Below are 18921 nucleotides of genomic sequence, written 5' to 3'. Positions count from 1 at the left end.
ACGACTTCTCCCTGTGCGACTGGCAAGGAATTCGGCAAGGCTGTCACAGGCGGAACTCGTGCATGGGGGTTCGAGAGCAGCCGAAATCAGCCTTGAAAGGCTCGTCGCCAATGGTGAAATCGAAAGTCTCGCCGCCGCTGGCCGCCCAAGCCGCCATGACACGGTCCAGCGCGAGGCGCCCCGGAGAATAGCGCGCATGGGCGACGTAGTTGCAGCAGAGCAGAACGTAGCGGAAGCTGCTTTTGTCGATCAGCCCGAAAACGAGAGCGACCGTGCTCTCGCCTGAAACCAGGTGCCAGGTTTGAGCCAGGCCGGAGCGCGCTCCGCTGGTGGCGACATCAATGTAGAATTCGAGACCATGCGCCGTCTGCAGCGGATCATCCGGAAAGCGCCCGGACCGGAAATCGCGTCCCGCCATCATTGCGGAGCGCACCGCATCGCATTCCAGGAGCTCCAGCCGAAGCTCGCCTGTATCATCGAGACGGCGTGCCTTGCGATCAAGCGCCGCCGCGCGATGGCTGCCCAGGTTGGCGCGCCGCCATTCGCCATAGGGGAAGCCATAGCGCACGGCATGCGCGCCGAAGCCAAGCGCCAGCGGCTCGCTCCCCAGCAGCGAGCGCCATTGCTGCACATGCTGATGATGGACCGGGCCGATTTTCAGCCCGGCATGGGAACCCAGGGCATGGTGAAAGGCCTGCGCGGTCCTCTCGTCGAGCCGAAGGCCTTCGGCAACGATCGGACAGGCATAGTCGGTGACACCAAGGAAGGCGTATTCGATCGAGCGGGATCCGTCCTTCGCGCGGCGGCGCACAAGCGGCACGACGAGCTGGAGGTCGCCGGCGGCATCCCGGCCGGTCACCACCAGCGGCTCGACGCCATGCGCCGGCGCAAGATGGCGATAGAAGGCCGTCAGCCAATCGGGATGCTGGAAAGCCGTTGCCCGGGCACGATTGAAAAGCAGGCGGAATTCCCGCGAGCCGAAATCAAACCGGTCGACGGTCTCAAAAATGACCGGCGTGTCACCAGGGTGCGGTTGCCGCAGGGCGCGTTCAAGCACGTTTCAACCCCAGGAAAAGCCGCCTGAATACCTGCTGTGTGCGTAGCGCCGGATCGTCGAGCGCGATCCCCGCGCCAATCGGCATGTCGATGGCGCTCAGGGCCGCATAGAGCCTGTCCTCGCTCAGCCGCTGCGTCTCGACCCTGGCCGGGAACGTCTCGCGGTAGATCGTGCGGTGCGAGCCGTGCGCCGGGTTGGTGTTGATCTCGAAAATCTGCGGGTGCCCGTCCACAAGCGAGAAGTCGGCGCGGCCGTAGTCGATGCCAGCCAGATCGAAGGCCTGTCGCAGCACGTCCTCATAGAGATTGTCGGTGACGAAACGGCGCTCATTCTCGACGAAGGCGCCAAACATCGGATGGGCAAGAAGACGGGTCTTGTCCTCGACATCCTTGGCTGCCCAGCGGAAGTCGACCGCATTATGGTGGGCGATCAGCCGAGAGCCGACGCGGTAGGTCGCGAAACGCTGCCACACACCGGGGCTGACTTCCTGGCCGGCATATTCGATCACCAACTTGCCAGCCAAGGGAATGCCGTTCTCCTTCATGCGGGCGATTGTTGCGTCGAGCGCCTGTTGGTCGGCGATCAGTTCGAAATCGGACGACAGATGGTCGAACTCGTTGCGGATGAACACCGGAAAGGAGTTTGGCCGCGGCTGGCTTTCGCAACGCCAGACAGAGAATTGGTTGATCCCGGCCTCGTGCAGCGCCTTCAGCAGATCGTGTCGGCCGCGCACGCGAGCGGGATGGTTGAGCACCCGCGAGCTGCCTTGCTCGAGCTTGTTCGCGACCTTCGCGGCCAGCGCGATCTCGAAGGACGACAGCCGTTCGTGATCGGTGAAGACCCAGGTGCCGGCGCGCAGTTCCTTTTGCCGGAAAAGGCGTTCGTAGCTCCAGCGGCGCGCATCGCCCAATTGGCGGACCAGATGACGGACGGTGTAGGCGTGGCTGCGCGTGGTGACGAAATTGATCAAGCGCCATCCGGCGAACCGCCGTCCTCCTGAAAGGCCAGGACGTCGCCCCGGTTTCGCGAGCCGATGCCGGATCCCGACAGGATCGAGGCATAAAGCTCGAGGTTGAGGGCAACCGCCGAATGCACCGCGAAATCCCCGACCCGTTGGCGCCCGCGCTCGATCAGGGTGCTTCGCAGTGGATTCTCGTCCAGAAGCTCGATCGTGCGGGCGATCAAATCGTCACGCTGGCCGTCCCGCACCAATGCCAATGCCGGCGGATTGCCGGCGACATCGGCGACGCCACCAACGGCATAGGCGACTGCCGGCAGGCCGGTGGCCATCGCCTCGAGCAACACGCTGCCCAGGACCTCGCGCCGCGACGGCAGAACCAGGACTTCGGAAATCTGCAGAGCCTTTTTCACCTCCGTCGGGGAAACAAAACCGGTGATAGCGAAACAGTCCGGGCGCGAAATGGCGGCAAGCGCCGCTTCCAGTTTGCGCCGGTCGGGGCCATCGCCGCAAATCAACAAAAACACGCCCTTTTCGGCCAGGCGCTTGGCCAGGGCCGGCAAATCCTGCCAACCCTTTTCCGGGCTGATGCGGCCGATGAAGCTAACCACAAGCCGCCCCTCGGGGATGCCATGCTCGGAGCGAAAGGCTTGAAGCGCGTCCGGGTCGATCGGACGGCCGAACGCTTCGGCGTCGACAGCGTCAGCGATCACCGCCACGCGGCGATCCAGCCCGGTTTCCGCTACGGCTTCCCTACCGTAACGCTCGGTGAGTGCGACAACACGGTCGGCCGACATCAAAGCATAGCGTTCCAGCCAGCGGGTGACATCATACGTCTTCCCCTTGAGCCGCAGTGCATGCTGGAGCCCGGACCAGAGCTGCGTGTTCATCGATACGACGAGAGGTATCTTCAGCCTGGAGACCAGAATGGCCATGGCCCGGCACCAGACCGAGTGGTTGAAGTGGATATGGACGACATCATAGCGGCCGCGTGCTCGAAGCAGCTCCGGCAATGCGGCCAGGAACCAGGTGAAGCAGAGCAGCGGGCCGGCGGCGAACTCCGGCAGCCAGAAGCCTGCGCATTTGAGGCGCATCCTCGGCGAAAGCTGAACCTCTCTCGGGCTTCCGGGAATGAACGTGGTCAGAATGGTCTGGGCGGCGCCGGCCTCGTCCATCGCATTGGCGATTGTCCATGTCTGATTCTGCAGGCCGCCGACCGGATCGAAGGCGACCGGCCATGTGCCTGGCCGATAAAAGTGCGGCGTGATCCGCAATATCCTGAGCGTGCTGTCGCCGGTCATCTGCCACTCTATTCAGCCACTAAAAATGGAGCAACGATCGCCATCCGGGAGCGAACCGCAATCGCGCAAACAATCCATTCAAGGCAAGATTTGAGGACCCCCACGCGGGGATACCTTATCGTATGTCGTCAATTCAAGTCAGAGTTGACGACAATTCGCCTATACCAGCAATATAGTTGCATCCGCAAGAAATGCAGGTGCCGGCGGCCTCACTCTGTTTGAACGGCGGATGTCTCGGCCGGATCGACGCCGCCCCGTTTCGGCGCGGTCAGCACCAGAGTGGCGACAATTACAATCGCCGCAATCGTCATGGCCATGAGGACGGTTCTTCCCATGGTTGTGAGCTAGGGTGGCCTTCCGCGATGGCAAGACTGGCCCCGGTGCCGGAGAATGGCAGGCCGGCCGGACAACATCGCCGAGCCCCTTGAACCGACTTCCGGAATAATGCACACCGCGCCGGCATGATCAAAACGACGCAGGCTCATCCGCTCGACCATCTGGTGCTGCCGACAGCGCGCCTGGATGCCGCGCGGGTGCGGCTGGGTTCACTCGGTTTTGTCGTGGCGCCGACCGGCATCCACCCGTTTGGCACCGAAAACTGCTGTGTCTTTTTCGCCGACGGCACCTACCTGGAGCCGCTGGCGGTTGGCGACGACCTGGAGACGGACCGGGCGATAGGCGAAGGCAATGTGTTCGTCGCGCGCGATCGTCTCTACCGGCAGAACCTCGGTGACGAAGGCTTTTCCGCTGTCGTGCTCGGAACCGGCGATGCCGACGCCGACCATGTTCGTTATGTCGGAGCCGGGATGTCGGCGGGGGAGTTGCTGAGTTTCTCCCGTGGTTTCACCGATGCGAGCGGCAAGAGCGATTTGGCGTCCTTCAAGCTGGCCTTCTGCGCCAGCAAGGATGCCGATGACGCTTTCCTTTTCGCTTGTGAGCGCATCAATGCACCGAAGATCGACCGCACTGCATTGCAGGCGCATGCCAACGGCGTAACAGGCATCGTCGAAGTCATCGCTGTGAGCGACAGGCCTTCTGGTCAGATCGGGCTGCTCACGACGGCTGCCGGCAAGCAAAGTTCGGAAGGTGATGCGATAGAGTTGCCGAACGCAACCCTGACCGTCCTGGAGCCCGGGACCTTTGCCTCGCGCTGCAACGTTCCGATAGAAGCGTCGCCGCATCTGCGCTTTGCCGCCATCGTTTTCTCGGTCCGCAGCAGCGCCATCGCCGCGCGCCTGCTTGCGGCCAACGCCATCGCACATCACATGAGCGGCAATGATATTATCGTCAGGCCAGCGCCCGGGCAGGGCGCCGCCTTCATCTTCCGGGAGACAAAATGAACAAACCCCTGGCGCCCAATCCGTCCGTGACCGTCGGCAACGTCGTCTTCTCGAACGCCGCGCCGCTGTCGCTGATCGCCGGGCCATGCCAGCTGGAATCGCGCCAGCATGCCTTCGACATGGCCGGCGCGCTGAAGGAACTCACCGGAAAGCTCGGCATCGGGCTCGTCTACAAGACCAGCTATGACAAGGCCAACCGCACCTCCTTGAGCGGGGCGCGCGGCGCCGGGCTGGATGCGGCGCTGCCGGTGTTCGACGATTTGCGCATGGAATTCGCGCTGCCGATCCTGACCGACGTCCACACCGACGAGCAGTGCGCATTGGTCGCCCCGCATGTCGACATCCTGCAGATACCGGCCTTTCTCAGCCGCCAGACCGACCTTTTGATCGCCGCGGCGCTGACCGGCAAGGTCGTGAATGTGAAGAAGGGGCAGTTCCTGGCGCCGTGGGACATGAAGAATGTCGTCGCCAAGGTCACCGGGTCCGGCAATGCCAATGTGCTGGTGACCGAGCGCGGCGCCTCCTTCGGCTACAACACGCTGGTCTCCGACATGCGCGCGCTGCCGGTCATGGCCGAGATCGGAGCGCCGGTGATTTTCGACGCCACGCATTCGGTGCAGCAGCCAGGCGGGCAGGGCGGCTCGACCGGCGGCGAGCGCCGCTTCGTCGAGACGCTCTCGCGCGCGGCGGTGGCGGTCGGGGTTGCCGGCGTGTTCATCGAGACGCACCAGGATCCCGACAATGCTCCCTCCGACGGCCCTAACATGGTGCCGTTGAAGGACCTTCGGGCATTGCTCGAAAGGCTGATGGCGTTCGACCGCGTAGCCAAGGGGCGCTGACAATCAGCGCTGGTCCGGGCCATTCGTGCGCCGGCTTGTGGTTGCAGATACCCGGCGTTACCTTCATCCTCGCAAATGTGCGTCTTGGCAGGAGGAAGCCATGTCTGTCGCCCGCGTCACCGAAATCACATCGTCGTCCAAGAAGAGCTTTCAGGACGCCATCGAGAAGGGCATTGCCCGCGCCGCAAAAACTTTGAAGAACGTCGAGGGCGCCTGGATCCAGGACCAGAAGATCGTCGTCGCGGATGGCAAGATCATCGCCTATCGCGTCAACATGAAAGTGACGTTCATCCTCACCGACAGCTAAGCACAAAGTCGGGAACCTTCGCCCGCTCCCCTCATTGTCAAAACAGGCATTAACCGAGAGGAGCAGCACTATGACTACCCCGTCTGGCCACACCGAAGCCATTGCCGCCTCGCGCGTCATCGGCACGTCGGTCTACAATACCGCAGGCGACAGTATCGGCAGCATCGAGGACGTCATGCTGGACAAGATGTCGAACGGCATCATGTTCGCCGTCATCGGCTTCGGAGGTTTCCTCGGCATGGGCGAGAAGTATCACGCCATTCCGTGGGCAAGCCTCGATTATGACGAAAATATGGGCGGCTACGTCGTCGCTTTCACGAAGGAGCAGCTCAAGGCCGCCCCGGCCTATTCGATCGACGAGCTAACCGGCGCCGACGGCGAGGCGGCACGCGATGCGTCATTCGAATACTACCACGTAAAGCCCTACTGGCATTGATCGCCAAGTCGGCAGGTCGCAATCGAAAGGCCCCCGCACATGCGGGGGCCCTTCTTCTGGAAGATCCTACTGCGCTGCCTGTAGTGTCGACAGTTGCGCGGCGCCCTGCTGGGGCTGCTGGTTGTCGCACGACGTCAGGAACGCTGCCGCGATCAGGAACAAACTCACGATACCGCTCAACTGGGACATGGCGAAACTCCTCCTGTTTCGCCCCGCGCAAGCAGAATCATAGACCAGAAAGCGGCGTGCCGCGCATGACTTATGATGACAGAAATTTGCGCTTCGTGAATCGGCCGGGCGGCAATATTTGCCCGCGGCCCGATTGCCTTTTGCGGCACTTTGGCTAAGAGGGGCGCGACGCTTCAATCGATCAATCGGGGACATCGCAATGACCGCCATCGTCGACATAGTCGGGCGTGAAATCCTGGACAGCCGTGGAAATCCGACCGTCGAGGTCGACGTGGTGCTGGAAGACGGCTCGATGGGCCGCGCCGCGGTACCGTCAGGCGCATCGACCGGCGCCCATGAAGCGGTCGAGCTGCGCGACGGCGGACCGCGCTATCTCGGCAAGGGCGTCCAGCGCGCCGTCGAGGCCGTCAACGGCGAGCTGTTCGAGGCGATCGGCGGCATGGAAGCCGAGAACCAGATCCACATCGACCAGACGATGATCGAGCTCGACGGCACGCCGAACAAGAGCCGGCTCGGCGCCAATGCCATCCTCGGCGTGTCGCTGGCGGTCGCCAAGGCCGCGGCCGAAGCGGCCGGCCTGCCGCTCTACCGCTATGTCGGCGGCGCCAAGGCGCACGTGCTGCCTGTGCCGATGATGAACATCATCAATGGCGGCGCGCATGCCGACAATCCAATTGACTTCCAGGAATTCATGATCCTGCCGGTCGGCGCGCCGACGCTGCGCGACGGCGTGCGCTGGGGCTCGGAAATCTTCCACACGCTGCGCAAGAAGCTCAAGGATGCCGGCCACAACACCAATGTCGGCGACGAGGGCGGCTTCGCCCCCAATCTGAAGAGCGCACCCTCAGCGCTCGATTTCATCATGGAATCGATCGAGAAGGCCGGCTTCAGGCCGGGCGAGGACGTTGCGCTCGGCCTCGATTGCGCAGCGACCGAGTTCTTCAAGGACGGCAACTACGTCTATGAGGGCGAGAAGAAGACCCGCGATCCGAAGGCGCAGGCCAAGTACCTGGCCAAGCTCGCATCCGACTATCCGATCATCACCATCGAGGACGGCCTTGCCGAGGACGACTGGGAAGGCTGGAAGATCCTGACCGACCTCATCGGCAAGAAGACGCAGCTTGTCGGCGACGATCTGTTTGTCACCAACACGGCAAGGCTTCGCGACGGCATCCACATGGGCGTCGCCAATTCGATCCTGGTCAAGGTCAACCAGATCGGCTCGCTGACCGAAACGCTCGACGCCGTCGAGACCGCGCACAAGGCCGGCTACACCGCGGTGATGTCACACCGCTCGGGCGAGACCGAGGACTCGACCATCGCCGATCTCGCTGTCGCCACCAATTGCGGACAGATCAAGACCGGCTCGCTGTCGCGCTCCGACCGCATGGCCAAGTACAACCAGCTGATCCGCATCGAGGAAGAGCTGGGCAAGCAGGCACGCTACGCCGGCAAGTCGGTGGTCAAGGCCTGATCTGGCATCCCATCGTTATATCTAGGAAGGGCGGGGCGTTCCCGCCCTTTTTCGTTTTGGGGCACTGGATACGTCCATCCGTAACCGTCCATTAAGCACAATGGAGCGAAAAAGATTCTCGGGCCGTTCGGGTTCGCGGCCGCGAGGATCTGGATCATGTGGACACGTCAGCACAAGCAGAGAAACACCGGCCGGCTGATCGTCCCCTCGCTCTGCGTGCTGTTCCTGGCCTATTTCGGCTTCCATGCCTATCACGGCGAGTTCGGCATCTATTCCAAGTACCAGCTCCAAGCCAGGGCGGTCGAACTGCAGGCGCAGCTCGACACCGTCAAGGCGCGCCGGGTCGATCTCGAGCGGCGTGTCCAGCTCATGCACGAGGGCACGCTGGAGAAAGATATGCTTGACGAGCAGGCTCGTAAGGCGCTCAATCTCTCCCACGCCGACGAAATCACCGTCATGTTGCCGGTATCAGCGAAATAACTGAATTCCAGTTAATCGCCTATATTTTCAATGATTTTAATCGCTTAGACGCATGCCAGCCATGCATTTTTCAGCATGGCGCAATGCTTTCCCGCATGTTAGCCTCGCTCAAATCGGTGGGGAGAGACGATCTCCCTCGGAGCGGATTTCATCCTGCTCTAAATGTCCGCGAAGAGACGCCAACAGGGAGTGATGCATGGCCACCGCCGCCAGAAAAGCGCCTGCCAAATCCAAAAACGACGGTAAATCACAAGGGCTCTCGGCCCCGAAGCCTGCCGACTTCACCAAGAACGATGAGCTCGCCGCCTACCGGCACATGCTGCTCATCCGCCGCTTCGAGGAAAAGGCCGGCCAGCTCTACGGCATGGGCTTCATCGGCGGCTTCTGCCACCTCTATATCGGTCAGGAAGCCGTCGTCACCGGCATGAAGATGGCGCTGATCGAAGGCGACCAGATGATCACCGCCTATCGCGACCACGGCCACATGCTGGCGATGGACCTGTCGCCGCGCGGCGTCATGGCGGAGCTCACCGGGCGCCGGGGCGGGCTGTCCAAAGGCAAGGGCGGCTCCATGCACATGTTCTCCAAGGAGAAGCATTTCTATGGCGGCCACGGCATTGTCGGCGCGCAGGTGTCGCTCGGCACCGGTCTCGCTTTCGCCAACCGCTATCGCGAGAACAAGAACGTGTCGCTGACCTATTTCGGCGACGGCGCCGCCAACCAGGGCCAGGTCTACGAAAGCTTCAACATGGCCTCGCTGTGGAAGCTGCCCGTGATCTTCATCATCGAGAACAACCGCTACGCCATGGGCACCTCGGTGTCGCGCTCCTCGGCCGAGACCGATTTCTCCCATCGCGGCGCATCCTTCAAGATCCCCGGCATCCAGGTCGACGGCATGGACGTGCGCGCCGTCAAGTCCGCCGCCGATCTCGCCACCGAATGGTGCCGCGCCGGCAACGGCCCGCTGATCCTGGAGATGCAGACCTACCGCTATCGCGGCCATTCGATGTCCGATCCGGCGAAGTACCGCTCCAAGGAAGAAGTGCAGAAGATGCGCTCCGAGCATGACCCGATCGAGCAGGTCAGGGCGCGGCTGCTCGACAAGAAATGGGCCAGCGAGGACGAGCTCAAGGCCATCGACAAGGAGGTCCGCGACATCGTCGCCGACGCCGCCGAATTTGCCCAGAACGACGCCGAGCCGGATCCGTCCGAGCTCTGGACCGACATCGTACTGTAAAGGGAGGGCAAGGACATGCCGATCGAAATTCTCATGCCCGCGCTCTCGCCGACGATGGAAGAGGGCAATCTTTCCAAATGGCTGAAGAACGAGGGCGACAAGATCGTCGCCGGTGACGTCATCGCCGAGATCGAGACCGACAAGGCGACGATGGAAGTCGAAGCCGTCGACGAGGGCACGCTCGCCAAGATCGTGGTTCCCGCCGGTACCGAAGGTGTCAAGGTCAACGCCGTTATCGCTGTGATCGCGGTTGACGGCGAGGACGTCGACAAGGCCGGCGAAGGCATCGGCGAGGAGCCTGCCAAGCCTGAGGCGGCAGCACCTGCGCCTGTTGCGGCCAAGAGCGAGGCCGCGGCACCCGTCGCGGCGGCGCCGAGAGCGGAAGTCGCCGCCGATCCGGACATCCCGGCCGGCACCGAGATGGTGTCGACCACGGTGCGCGAGGCGCTGCGTGACGCCATGGCGGAGGAAATGCGCCGCGACGGCGACGTCTTCGTCATGGGCGAGGAGGTCGCCGAGTACCAGGGCGCCTACAAGATCACGCAAGGCCTGCTGCAGGAATTCGGACCGCGCCGCGTCGTCGACACGCCGATCACCGAGCACGGCTTCGCCGGCGTCGGCGTCGGCGCCGCGATGGCTGGCCTGAAGCCGATCGTCGAGTTCATGACCTTCAACTTCGCCATGCAGGCGATTGACCAGATCATCAACTCGGCCGCCAAGACGCTCTATATGTCGGGTGGCCAGATGGGCGCGCCGATCGTCTTCCGTGGGCCGAACGGTGCCGCCGCCCGCGTCGCCGCGCAGCACTCGCAGTGCTATGCCGCCTGGTACAGCCATGTTCCCGGGCTGAAGGTGGTGATGCCGTACACGGCCGCCGACGCCAAGGGCCTACTGAAGGCCGCGATCCGCGATCCGAACCCGGTCATCTTCCTGGAGAACGAGATCCTCTACGGCCAGTCCTTCGACGTGCCGAAACTCGATGATTTCGTGCTGCCGATCGGCAAGGCGCGCATCCACAAGCCGGGCAAGGACGTTAGCATCGTCTCCTTCGGCATCGGCATGACCTATGCGGTGAAGGCCGAGGCTGAACTACGCGGCATGGGCATTGACGCCGAGATCATCGACCTCAGGTCGATCCGTCCGCTCGACTTCGACACCATCATCGCTTCGGTGAAGAAGACCAATCGCCTGATCGTGGTCGAGGAAGGTTTCCCGCAGAGCTCGGTCGGCGACCATATCGCCAACCAGGTGTCGCAGCGCGCCTTCGACTTCCTCGACGCGCCGGTCATCACCATCGCCGGCAAGGACGTGCCGATGCCTTACGCGGCGAACCTCGAAAAGCTGGCGTTGCCCAATGTCGGCGAGGTCGTCGAGGCGGTCAAAGCAGTCACCTATCGCTAGGAAACAACGCGGATGCCGTCTCTCTGGGTTCTGGCCGCCGTCATTGTCCCTACCATTGCCGTGGCCTTTTTCGTGCGCTCGATGACAGGAAAGTTCGATGCGGTCTTGCTGGTGCTCAGCGGCGTCGCTTCGCTTGTCCTGGCAATTGTCGCAACTGGTTCCGCACAGGTTGATCAAACCGGTGGCATGATGAGCCTCGAAATGAGTAAAAGCAGCTTTCATTTCGGGGTCTTGCCACCTGTGTTTATCGTCGCCACGCTGACCGTCATGCGCGGCCTGTTCAAATTCATTCAGGAGTGAGCGATGCCCATCAACATCACCATGCCGGCGCTCTCGCCAACGATGGAAGAAGGCAATCTCGCCAAGTGGCTGGTCAAGGAAGGCGATAAGGTCTCGCCGGGCGACGTGATCGCCGAGATCGAGACCGACAAGGCGACGATGGAAGTCGAGGCCGTCGATGAAGGCACCGTCGCCAAGCTGGTCGTTCCGGCCGGCACCGAAGGCGTCAAGGTCAATGCGCTGATCGCCATTCTTGCCGGCGAAGGCGAGGATGCCGGCGCCGCGGCGAAGGGCGATGGCGGTGCCGCGCCCAAAGCCGAGGCTCCGAAAGCCGAGGCCCCGAAGGCGGAAGCGCCGAAGCCGGCAGCCGCCGTGGCGCCCGCGCCGGCCAAGGCAGAGCCCGCTGCGGTTGCTAATGGCCACGCTGGCGGCGAGCGCACCTTCGCGTCACCGCTTGCCCGACGCATCGCCAAGGATGCCGGCGTCGATGTGGCTAATGTCACCGGCACGGGCCCGCATGGCCGCGTCGTCAAGGCCGATGTCGAGGCAGCGATTGCCGGCGGCGGCGCGAAAGCAGCGCCAGCCGCCAAGGCGCCTGCCGGTGCTCCGGCGGCAGCTCCGGCGGCAGCGCCGAAGCCAATGTCGGACGACCAGGTGCTGAAGCTGTTCGCCGAAGGCTCCTACGAACTCGTCCCGCACGACAACATGCGCAAGACCATCGCGCGCCGCCTGGTCGAGGCCAAGAGCACCATCCCGCATTTCTACCTGACGCTGGATTGCGAACTCGACGCGCTGCTGGCTCTGCGCACACAGCTCAACGCCGCCGCGCCGGTGAAGAAGACCGAAAAGGGCGAGGTTCCCGCCTACAAGCTCTCGGTCAACGACATGGTGATCAAGGCGATGGCGATGGCGCTGATGGCGGTGCCGGACGCCAATGCCTCGTGGACTGACAGCGCCATGGTCAAGCACAAGCACGCCGATGTCGGCGTCGCGGTCTCGATCCCGGGCGGGCTCATCACGCCGATCATCCGCCATGCCGACGAAAAGACGCTGTCGGTCATCTCCAACGAAATGAAGGATCTGGCCAGCCGCGCCCGCAGCCGCAAGCTGAAGCCGGAGGAATATCAGGGCGGCACCACGGCGGTCTCCAATCTCGGCATGTTCGGCATCAAGGATTTTGCCGCCGTCATCAACCCGCCGCACGCAACGATCCTGGCGGTCGGCGCCGGCGAGCAGCGTGCAGTGGTCAAGAACGGCGAGATCACGATAGCCAACGTCATGTCGGTGACGCTGTCGACCGATCACCGCGCCGTCGACGGCGCGCTCGGCGCCGAACTGCTCGGCGCCTTCAAGCGCATGATCGAAAACCCGATGGGCATGCTGGTGTAAGAAGGGAAAGGCGGTGCGGAAATTCTTCACCAGCCTTTTTGCCTTCTTCCTCTCCAGCTCGGCCGGCACGCTGGTGGCGCAGCAGCTGGCCGTCCTGACCGGCGCGGAAGAGGAATACACACTGGTTTTCGCGGCGACTGCCCTGATCATTGTCGTCGTGACGATCCTCTTCTTCGCCGTGCAGTTCTTCGCCGACCCGGTTCGTGCCGTCGACCGGACATTGTGGTGGCTACTGGTGTTTTTCGGTCTCGCGCTGCTGGCGCTGGTGGGATGGACCTTTTCAGTGCCGGCCGAGAATCGGGCGACCGCGAGCGACCTTTCGATAATCGCCGGGATGATCCTTCCCGGTGTCGCGACGATCATCATGCATTGGCTGTTCGTGCGCTGGCGGCTCAAGCGCTCGGCGGCAGGGTTCGGCAGGGATGGGGCAAGCGCATGAAGACAATTCTCTGCTATGGCGATTCGCTGACCTGGGGTTATGACGCCGCCAGCCTCGGCCGCCATGCGCTGGAAGACCGCTGGCCGAGCGTGCTCAAGGCAACGCTCGGTGACGGCGTCGAGGTTATCGCCGAAGGCCTGAACGGCCGCACCACCGCTTTCGACGATCATCTCGCCGGCGCCGACCGCAACGGCGCGAAAGTGCTGCCGACGATCCTGATGAGTCACGCGCCGCTCGACCTGATCGTCATCATGCTCGGCGCCAACGACATGAAGCCGTGGATCCACGGCAATCCGGTCGCCGCCAAGCAGGGCATGCAGCGCCTGATCGACATCGTGCGCGGCCACGACTACCCGTTCGGTTGGGCCGCACCCCAGATCCTCATCGTCGCGCCACCCGCCGTCACGCGCACCGACAACGCCGAGTTCAAGGAAATGTTCGCCGGCGGCGACGAAGCCTCGAAGCGGCTGGCGCCGCAATATTCGGCACTTGCCGACGAGGCGGGCTGCGGTTTTTTCGACGCCGGAAGCGTCGCCGCCACTACACCACTCGACGGCGTCCATCTCGATGCCGAAAACACGCGAAACATCGGCAAGGCGCTGGCACCGCTGGTGCGCGTGATGCTGGAACTCTAGAAAACCAGGGAGAAACCCGTGGCTGAATCCTACGACGTCATCATCATCGGCTCCGGCCCCGGCGGCTATGTCACCGCGGTGCGGTCCGCGCAGCTCGGCTTCAAGACGGCGATCGTCGAGCGCGAGCACCTTGGCGGCATCTGCCTAAACTGGGGCTGCATCCCGACCAAGGCGCTGCTGCGCTCGGCCGAGATCATGCACTATTCGGATCATCTCAAGGACTACGGCCTGAAGCTCGAAGGCGGCAAGGTCAGCGCCGACACGGCCGCGGTCGTCGACCGCTCGCGCAAGGTGTCGCTGAGGCTGAATGGCGGCGTCGCCTTCCTGATGAAGAAGAACAAGGTTGACGTCATCTGGGGCGAGGCCAAGCTTTCGAAGGCTCCTTCTGGCGAAAAATTGGGCGAGATCGTCGTCTCCAAGACCGCCAAGAAGCCGATGGAGCCACAGCCGCCAGCGCCGAAAGGCGTCAAGGGCGAGGGCACCTACACCGCCAAGCACATCATCCTTGCCACCGGCGCGCGGCCGCGCGCGCTGCCCGGCATCGAGCCGGACGGCAAGCTGATCTGGACCTATTTCGAAGCCATGGTGCCGAAGGAAATGCCGAAGTCGTTGCTGGTGATGGGTTCGGGCGCGATCGGCATCGAGTTCGCCTCCTTCTACCGCACCATGGGCGCCGAGGTGACGGTGGTCGAGCTGCTGCCGGCGGTGATGCCGGTCGAGGATGCCGAGGTCTCGAAATTCGCGCAGAAGCAGTTCGAGAAGCAAGGCATGAAGATCATCCTCGAGGCCAAGGTGACCAAGGTCGAGAAGGGCGCCAACTCGGTGACGGCGCATGTCGAGATGAAGGACGGCAAGGTCGAGAAGATCACCGCCGACCGCATGATCTCGGCCGTCGGCGTGCAGGGCAACATCGAGGGCCTCGGCCTGGAGGCGCTTGGCGTCAAGACGGACCGCGGCTGCGTCGTCGTCGACGGTTACGGCAAGACCAACGTGCCCGGCATCTACGCAATCGGCGACGTCGCCGGACCGCCGATGCTCGCCCACAAGGCCGAGCACGAAGGTGTGGTCTGCATCGAGAAGATCGCCAATTTCCCCGGCGTGCACGCCACCGACAAGCTGAAGATCCCGGGCTGCACCTATTGCAATCCGCAGGTCGCCTCCGTCGGCCTGACCGAGGCCAAGGCCAAGGCCGAAGGCAAGGACATTCGTGTTGGTCGCTTCCAGTTCGGCGCCAACGGCAAGGCGATCGCGCTTGGTGAGGACCAGGGCTTCGTCAAAACGATCTTCGACAAGAAGACCGGCCAGTTGCTCGGCGCGCATATGGTGGGCGCCGAGGTGACCGAACTGATCCAGGGTTTTGTGGTGGCGATGAACCTCGAAACCACCGAGGAAGAGCTGATGCACACCATCTTCCCGCACCCGACCTTGTCGGAGATGATGAAGGAAAGCGTGCTCGACGCCTATGGCCGCCCGTTGAACGCATGATAAATTGGCCGCCAGAGACTCGCCTGCGAAAGCCTGGGGAACTCGGCGGCAAGGCAGTTCGTTTCCGGATGCATTTTCACCCGTCACAGGAGGAGTTGGCATATGGACGTGAATGGCGTGGGCTGGCTGGCGGCCATCATCATCGGCGGTTTGGCGGGCTGGCTCGCCGAGATGGTGATGAAGAGCAACACCGGCATCTTCATGAACATCATCTTGGGCATCGTCGGCGCGGTCGTGCTGAATGCAATCCTGCAAGCTCTCAATTTCCAGTCTTTCGGCGTTGGCTGGTTCGCCTATCTGATCACGGGCTTCATTGGCGCCTGCCTGCTGATCTTTGTAGGACGGCTGGTGCGCCGTTAGCCGGCATCGATACCGCTATGCGAAAAAGGCCGTGGCGGCATGCGCCGGCGTGGCCTTTTTCTTTGCGCCGAAAAGTCCTAAGTGACGTTGGAATGCGGGCGCCGGACAGGCGATCGCTCAGGAACCGGGTTTGAGATGGTCACTGTCCTCGACACGATCGCCAATGCGCCGCGCGTGCGGCACCCCGAAAAGGCGCACAAGCCGGACCAGGAGGTGCTGCGCAAGCCCGACTGGATCCGCGTCAAGGCGCCGGTCTCGAAGGGCTACGCCGAGACACGCGAGATCGTGAAGTCGCACAAGCTGGTGACGGTGTGCGAGGAAGCCGGCTGCCCCAACATCGGCGAATGCTGGGACAAGAAGCACGCCACCTTCATGATCATGGGCGAGATCTGCACGCGCGCCTGCGCCTTCTGCAACGTCGCCACCGGCATCCCGACCGCGCTCGATGCCGATGAGCCGGCGCGCGTCGCGCATGCCGTCAAGCAGATGGGCCTCAGCCACGTCGTCATCACCTCGGTCGACCGCGATGACCTTGCCGATGGCGGCGCGCAGCATTTTGCCGACGTCATCCGCGCCATCCGCGCCGCCGCGCCCTCGACCACGATCGAGATCCTGACGCCGGACTTCCTGCGCAAGGACGGCGCGCTGGAGATCGTCGTGGCGGCGAAGCCCGACGTCTTCAACCACAATCTCGAAACCGTGCCGTCCAACTACCTGACGGTGCGGCCGGGCGCCCGCTATTTCCATTCGATCCGGCTGTTGCAGCGCGTCAAGGAGCTCGACCCGTCGATCTTCACCAAGTCCGGCATTATGGTCGGTCTAGGCGAGGAGCGGAACGAGATCCTGCAGCTGATGGACGACCTGCGCTCGGCCAATGTCGACTTCATGACCATCGGCCAGTATCTGCAGCCGTCGAAGAAGCACCATCCGGTGATCCGCTTCGTCACCCCGGAGGAGTTCAAGTCCTTCGAGACGATCGGCAAGACCAAGGGTTTCCTTCTCATGGCGTCGAGTCCGCTGACGCGCTCCTCGCATCATGCCGGCGAGGATTTCGCCAGGCTGCGCGCGGCGCGGGAAGCGCAGCTCAAAAAAGCCAGCTGATCCCCGAATGCCGAAATTCGAAGCCATCCGTCGCGTCGCCCATACGCCGCAGGAGATGTTCGCGCTGGTCGCGGACGTCGAGGCCTATCCGCAATTCCTGCCGCTGTGCGAAGCGCTCAGCGTGCGCTCGCGCAAGGAGCGCGACGGCCGCACCATCCTCCTTGCCGACATGAGCATCGGTTACAAGGCGATCCGCGAGACCTTTACCACGCAGGTGCTGCTGAAGCCCGACGAGAAGGCCATCGATGTCAAATACATCGACGGCCCTTTCAAATATCTCAGCAATATCTGGCGCTTCGACCCGGCCGATAGCGGCTGCGAGGTGCACTTTTTCATCGACTACGAGTTCAAGAGCCGCATTCTCGGCGCGTTGATGGGCACGATGTTCGATCGCGCCTTCCGCATGTTTGCCGAGGCCTTCGAGAAGCGCGCCAACCAGATCTACGGCGCAAGAACGGCCTGAGTTCGGAGTTTAGCCCAGCGCGCGCAGGCCGAGTTCCAGCGCGTGCCGCACGGTTTCATGGCGGATGAACTCTCGCCCCTTGTGGCCGAACAGTTGGTGCTCGGCGACGATCGGCTGGCCGGCCAGCGCAAGGCCGAACCAGACCAGGCCGACCGGCTTGTCGGCCGAACCGCCGGTCGGGCCGGCGATGCCCGTGACCGCGAGCGCGAGGCTCGCCCGCGAATGCGCCAGCGCGCCCGCCGCCATTTCGAGCACGATTTCGCGTGAGACCGCGCCGTGCGTCTTGAGCGTTGCGGCGGAAACGCCGAGCATCTCCATCTTGGCTTCGTTGGAATAAGTGATGAAACCGCGGTCGACCACGGCGGAGGAGCCGGCAATGTCGGTGAGCGCGGCGATGATCAGGCCGCCGGTGCAGCTTTCCGCCGTCGCCAGCATGATGCCGCGTTGCTGGCAGGCCAGAAGCAGGGCGTTTGCGAGTTCGGCGTTGCTCATTCGGGAACCTCACCTGGAAAGACTACGCTGGCGGTGGCGATGGCCGCTATGCCTTCCTGGCGGCCGATGAAGCCAAGCTTCTCATTGGTGGTCGCCTTGATCGAGATGCGCTCACTGGCGATGCCGAGCATCGCGGCGAGGGCAGCCGTCATCGCCTCGCGGTGCGGGCCGACGCGCGGCGCCTCGCAGATCAGCGTGATGTCGGCATTGGCGATGCGTCCGCCGCGCCCGCGCACCAGCTTGGCCGCATGTTCGACGAAGATCTTCGAGGCGGCGCCTTTCCACTGCGGATCCGACGGCGGGAAATGCGTGCCGATATCGCCGGCGCCGCAGGTGGCGAGCAGCGCGTCGGTGAGGGCGTGAAGGCCGACGTCGGCATCGGAATGGCCGGAGAGCTTTCTGTCGTGCGGAATGACGACGCCGCAGAGCGTGACATGATCGCCCGGCTCGAAGGCATGCACGTCATAGCCGTTGCCGGTGCGGATATCCGGAAAGCGCGGCCGTTCACCGGAAAGCCGCTGATCGGCCATTGCAATATCCCTTGCCCAGGTAAGTTTTATGTTGTCCGGCGATCCTTGGACGATTTTCACCGGAATATGCGCCCACTCGGCGATCGCGGCGTCGTCGGTGAAATCCGCCTTGCCAAGATGATGGGCCTTTTCATGCGCGGCAAGAAGCGGCCAGAAGGGAAAGCCCTGCGGCGTCTGGGCGGCATGCAGTCCGTTCCTCGATACGGTCTCCTCGATCATCCCGGCTGCCGACTCGCGCTTCAGCGTGTCGGCGACGGGCAGAGCGGGCAGCGCGCCCTGGCGTTCGCCGACGGCATCGATCGTGCGGTCGATGAGGCCGGCGTCGACAAAGGGGCGTACGGCGTCATGGACGAGCACGCGGCCTGGCGCGGCATCCCTGAGCGCCAGCAGGCCCAGCCTGACAGAGGCCTGGCGCGAATCGCCGCCGGTGACCGTGATGACACGGTCCGCATCCGCACCCGCGGCCTTTCGGAAAAGCTCGCCGTCGTCGGCGTGAATGGCCACCACGACCGGACCGGTCCTCGGGTGAGAGAGGAATGTCTCCAAGGTGCGCGCGATGACGGCGCGGCCGCCGATGCGTTGATATTGCTTCGGTCCATTGGCTTGCCCGGCGCGCGCGCCGCGCCCGGCCGCTACGATAACCACCGCGACCTTGTCATCCGCGCCCGAAGCCTGATTTTCGCTTGCGTCAGTCATTGCGATTGGCTTAGCGCACGATCCGCAAAAGTG

The 18921-nt window shown here is 63.4% G+C and carries 22 protein-coding genes; 16 read left to right on the top strand and 6 right to left on the bottom strand.

Going from position 1 to position 18921, the window contains the following annotated elements; all coding sequences use genetic code 11:
* Positions 1–43: 43 nt before the first annotated feature.
* From EJ073_RS04475 to EJ073_RS04465, 3 genes are read right to left on the bottom strand one after another with little or no spacing between them, the layout of a single operon-like run.
* Positions 44–1057: a GNAT family N-acetyltransferase gene (locus EJ073_RS04475; RefSeq protein WP_126054637.1), complete on the bottom strand. Its 1014-nt coding sequence runs from the start codon at positions 1055–1057 to the stop codon at positions 44–46.
* Positions 1050–2027, bottom strand: a complete 978-nt coding sequence (locus EJ073_RS04470) for a hypothetical protein (RefSeq protein ID WP_126054636.1) — start codon at positions 2025–2027, stop codon at positions 1050–1052. Before EJ073_RS04470 ends, EJ073_RS04475 begins: the two co-directional genes overlap by 8 nt.
* On the bottom strand, positions 2024–3190 hold the full coding sequence (locus EJ073_RS04465; RefSeq protein WP_245455675.1) for a glycosyltransferase: 1167 nt from the start codon (positions 3188–3190) through the stop codon (positions 2024–2026). Before EJ073_RS04465 ends, EJ073_RS04470 begins: the two co-directional genes overlap by 4 nt.
* 587 nt (positions 3191–3777) lie before the next feature.
* On the opposite strand from EJ073_RS04465, the gene EJ073_RS04460 reads away from it, so the two are divergent.
* The 4 genes from EJ073_RS04460 to EJ073_RS04445 all read left to right on the top strand — a co-directional run bounded on the left by EJ073_RS04460 (position 3778) and on the right by EJ073_RS04445 (position 6238).
* The gene (locus EJ073_RS04460; RefSeq protein WP_126054634.1) at positions 3778–4656 is read left to right on the top strand and encodes a VOC family protein; all 879 of its coding nucleotides are present in this window, start codon (positions 3778–3780) and stop codon (positions 4654–4656) included.
* A complete protein-coding gene (kdsA, locus tag EJ073_RS04455) occupies positions 4653–5495 on the top strand; it encodes a 3-deoxy-8-phosphooctulonate synthase (RefSeq protein WP_126054633.1) in 843 nt (280 codons plus the stop codon). The genes EJ073_RS04460 and kdsA overlap by 4 nt, the downstream gene beginning before the upstream one ends.
* A gap of 100 nt (positions 5496–5595) precedes the next feature.
* Positions 5596–5802, top strand: a complete 207-nt coding sequence (locus tag EJ073_RS04450) for a dodecin family protein (protein WP_126054632.1) — start codon at positions 5596–5598, stop codon at positions 5800–5802.
* A 70-nt stretch (positions 5803–5872) separates the two neighbouring features.
* Positions 5873–6238 carry a PRC-barrel domain-containing protein gene (locus EJ073_RS04445; RefSeq protein ID WP_126054631.1) on the top strand — a complete coding sequence of 122 codons (366 nt, stop codon included), beginning with the start codon at positions 5873–5875 and terminating at the stop codon, positions 6236–6238.
* Between the two features lie 66 nt (positions 6239–6304).
* On the opposite strand, the gene EJ073_RS32705 is transcribed toward EJ073_RS04445, so the two are convergent.
* The gene (locus tag EJ073_RS32705; protein WP_274608485.1) at positions 6305–6427 is read right to left on the bottom strand and encodes a hypothetical protein; all 123 of its coding nucleotides are present in this window, start codon (positions 6425–6427) and stop codon (positions 6305–6307) included.
* A 199-nt stretch (positions 6428–6626) separates the two neighbouring features.
* Here EJ073_RS32705 and eno point away from each other — a divergent pair, with 199 nt between their 5' ends.
* The 12 genes from eno (at position 6627) to EJ073_RS04385 (ending at position 17170) form a co-directional block, all read left to right on the top strand.
* Positions 6627–7901 (top strand): phosphopyruvate hydratase, encoded by a 1275-nt coding sequence (gene eno / locus EJ073_RS04440; RefSeq protein ID WP_126054630.1) that lies wholly within the window; start codon positions 6627–6629, stop codon positions 7899–7901.
* 156 nt (positions 7902–8057) lie between these two features.
* Positions 8058–8381 carry a septum formation initiator family protein gene (locus EJ073_RS04435; RefSeq protein WP_126054629.1) on the top strand — a complete coding sequence of 108 codons (324 nt, stop codon included), beginning with the start codon at positions 8058–8060 and terminating at the stop codon, positions 8379–8381.
* A gap of 316 nt (positions 8382–8697) precedes the next feature.
* Complete coding sequence (pdhA, locus tag EJ073_RS04430; RefSeq protein WP_245455673.1) at positions 8698–9618, top strand: pyruvate dehydrogenase (acetyl-transferring) E1 component subunit alpha; 921 nt, start codon at positions 8698–8700, stop codon at positions 9616–9618.
* 15 nt (positions 9619–9633) lie between these two features.
* Positions 9634–11019, top strand: a complete 1386-nt coding sequence (locus EJ073_RS04425; RefSeq protein WP_126054627.1) for a pyruvate dehydrogenase complex E1 component subunit beta — start codon at positions 9634–9636, stop codon at positions 11017–11019.
* Positions 11020–11031: 12 nt separating this feature from the next.
* A complete protein-coding gene (locus tag EJ073_RS04420; protein WP_126054626.1) occupies positions 11032–11319 on the top strand; it encodes a hypothetical protein in 288 nt (95 codons plus the stop codon).
* A 3-nt stretch (positions 11320–11322) separates the two neighbouring features.
* The gene (locus EJ073_RS04415; RefSeq protein ID WP_126054625.1) at positions 11323–12687 is read left to right on the top strand and encodes a pyruvate dehydrogenase complex dihydrolipoamide acetyltransferase; all 1365 of its coding nucleotides are present in this window, start codon (positions 11323–11325) and stop codon (positions 12685–12687) included.
* Between the two features lie 13 nt (positions 12688–12700).
* Positions 12701–13126 (top strand): hypothetical protein, encoded by a 426-nt coding sequence (locus tag EJ073_RS04410; RefSeq protein ID WP_126054624.1) that lies wholly within the window; start codon positions 12701–12703, stop codon positions 13124–13126.
* On the top strand, positions 13123–13761 hold the full coding sequence (locus tag EJ073_RS04405; RefSeq protein ID WP_126054623.1) for an SGNH/GDSL hydrolase family protein: 639 nt from the start codon (positions 13123–13125) through the stop codon (positions 13759–13761). Before EJ073_RS04410 ends, EJ073_RS04405 begins: the two co-directional genes overlap by 4 nt.
* A gap of 18 nt (positions 13762–13779) precedes the next feature.
* Positions 13780–15246: a dihydrolipoyl dehydrogenase gene (gene lpdA / locus EJ073_RS04400; RefSeq protein ID WP_126054622.1), complete on the top strand. Its 1467-nt coding sequence runs from the start codon at positions 13780–13782 to the stop codon at positions 15244–15246.
* A 102-nt stretch (positions 15247–15348) separates the two neighbouring features.
* A complete protein-coding gene (locus EJ073_RS04395) occupies positions 15349–15606 on the top strand; it encodes a GlsB/YeaQ/YmgE family stress response membrane protein (protein ID WP_126054621.1) in 258 nt (85 codons plus the stop codon).
* Positions 15607–15741: 135 nt separating this feature from the next.
* Positions 15742–16707: a lipoyl synthase gene (lipA, locus tag EJ073_RS04390; protein ID WP_126054620.1), complete on the top strand. Its 966-nt coding sequence runs from the start codon at positions 15742–15744 to the stop codon at positions 16705–16707.
* Positions 16708–16714: 7 nt separating this feature from the next.
* Positions 16715–17170, top strand: coding sequence for a type II toxin-antitoxin system RatA family toxin (locus EJ073_RS04385; protein ID WP_126054619.1), 456 nt, complete (start codon positions 16715–16717; stop codon positions 17168–17170).
* A 9-nt stretch (positions 17171–17179) separates the two neighbouring features.
* Here the strand turns inward: EJ073_RS04385 and EJ073_RS04380 are convergent, their stop codons facing one another.
* Together EJ073_RS04380 and EJ073_RS04375 are read right to left on the bottom strand one after the other, a co-directional pair.
* Positions 17180–17662, bottom strand: coding sequence for a CinA family protein (locus EJ073_RS04380; RefSeq protein ID WP_126054618.1), 483 nt, complete (start codon positions 17660–17662; stop codon positions 17180–17182).
* On the bottom strand, positions 17659–18888 hold the full coding sequence (locus tag EJ073_RS04375; protein ID WP_126054617.1) for a bifunctional 2-C-methyl-D-erythritol 4-phosphate cytidylyltransferase/2-C-methyl-D-erythritol 2,4-cyclodiphosphate synthase: 1230 nt from the start codon (positions 18886–18888) through the stop codon (positions 17659–17661). The genes EJ073_RS04380 and EJ073_RS04375 overlap by 4 nt, the downstream gene beginning before the upstream one ends.
* Between the last annotated feature and the right edge of the window lie 33 nt (positions 18889–18921).

Origin of the sequence: Mesorhizobium sp. M4B.F.Ca.ET.058.02.1.1, assembly GCF_003952505.1 — a bacterium.
Taxonomy (GTDB): domain Bacteria; phylum Pseudomonadota; class Alphaproteobacteria; order Rhizobiales; family Rhizobiaceae; genus Mesorhizobium.
Note: the sequence above shows the minus strand (reverse complement) of the source record. Positions and strands in the feature narration are given on the sequence as shown.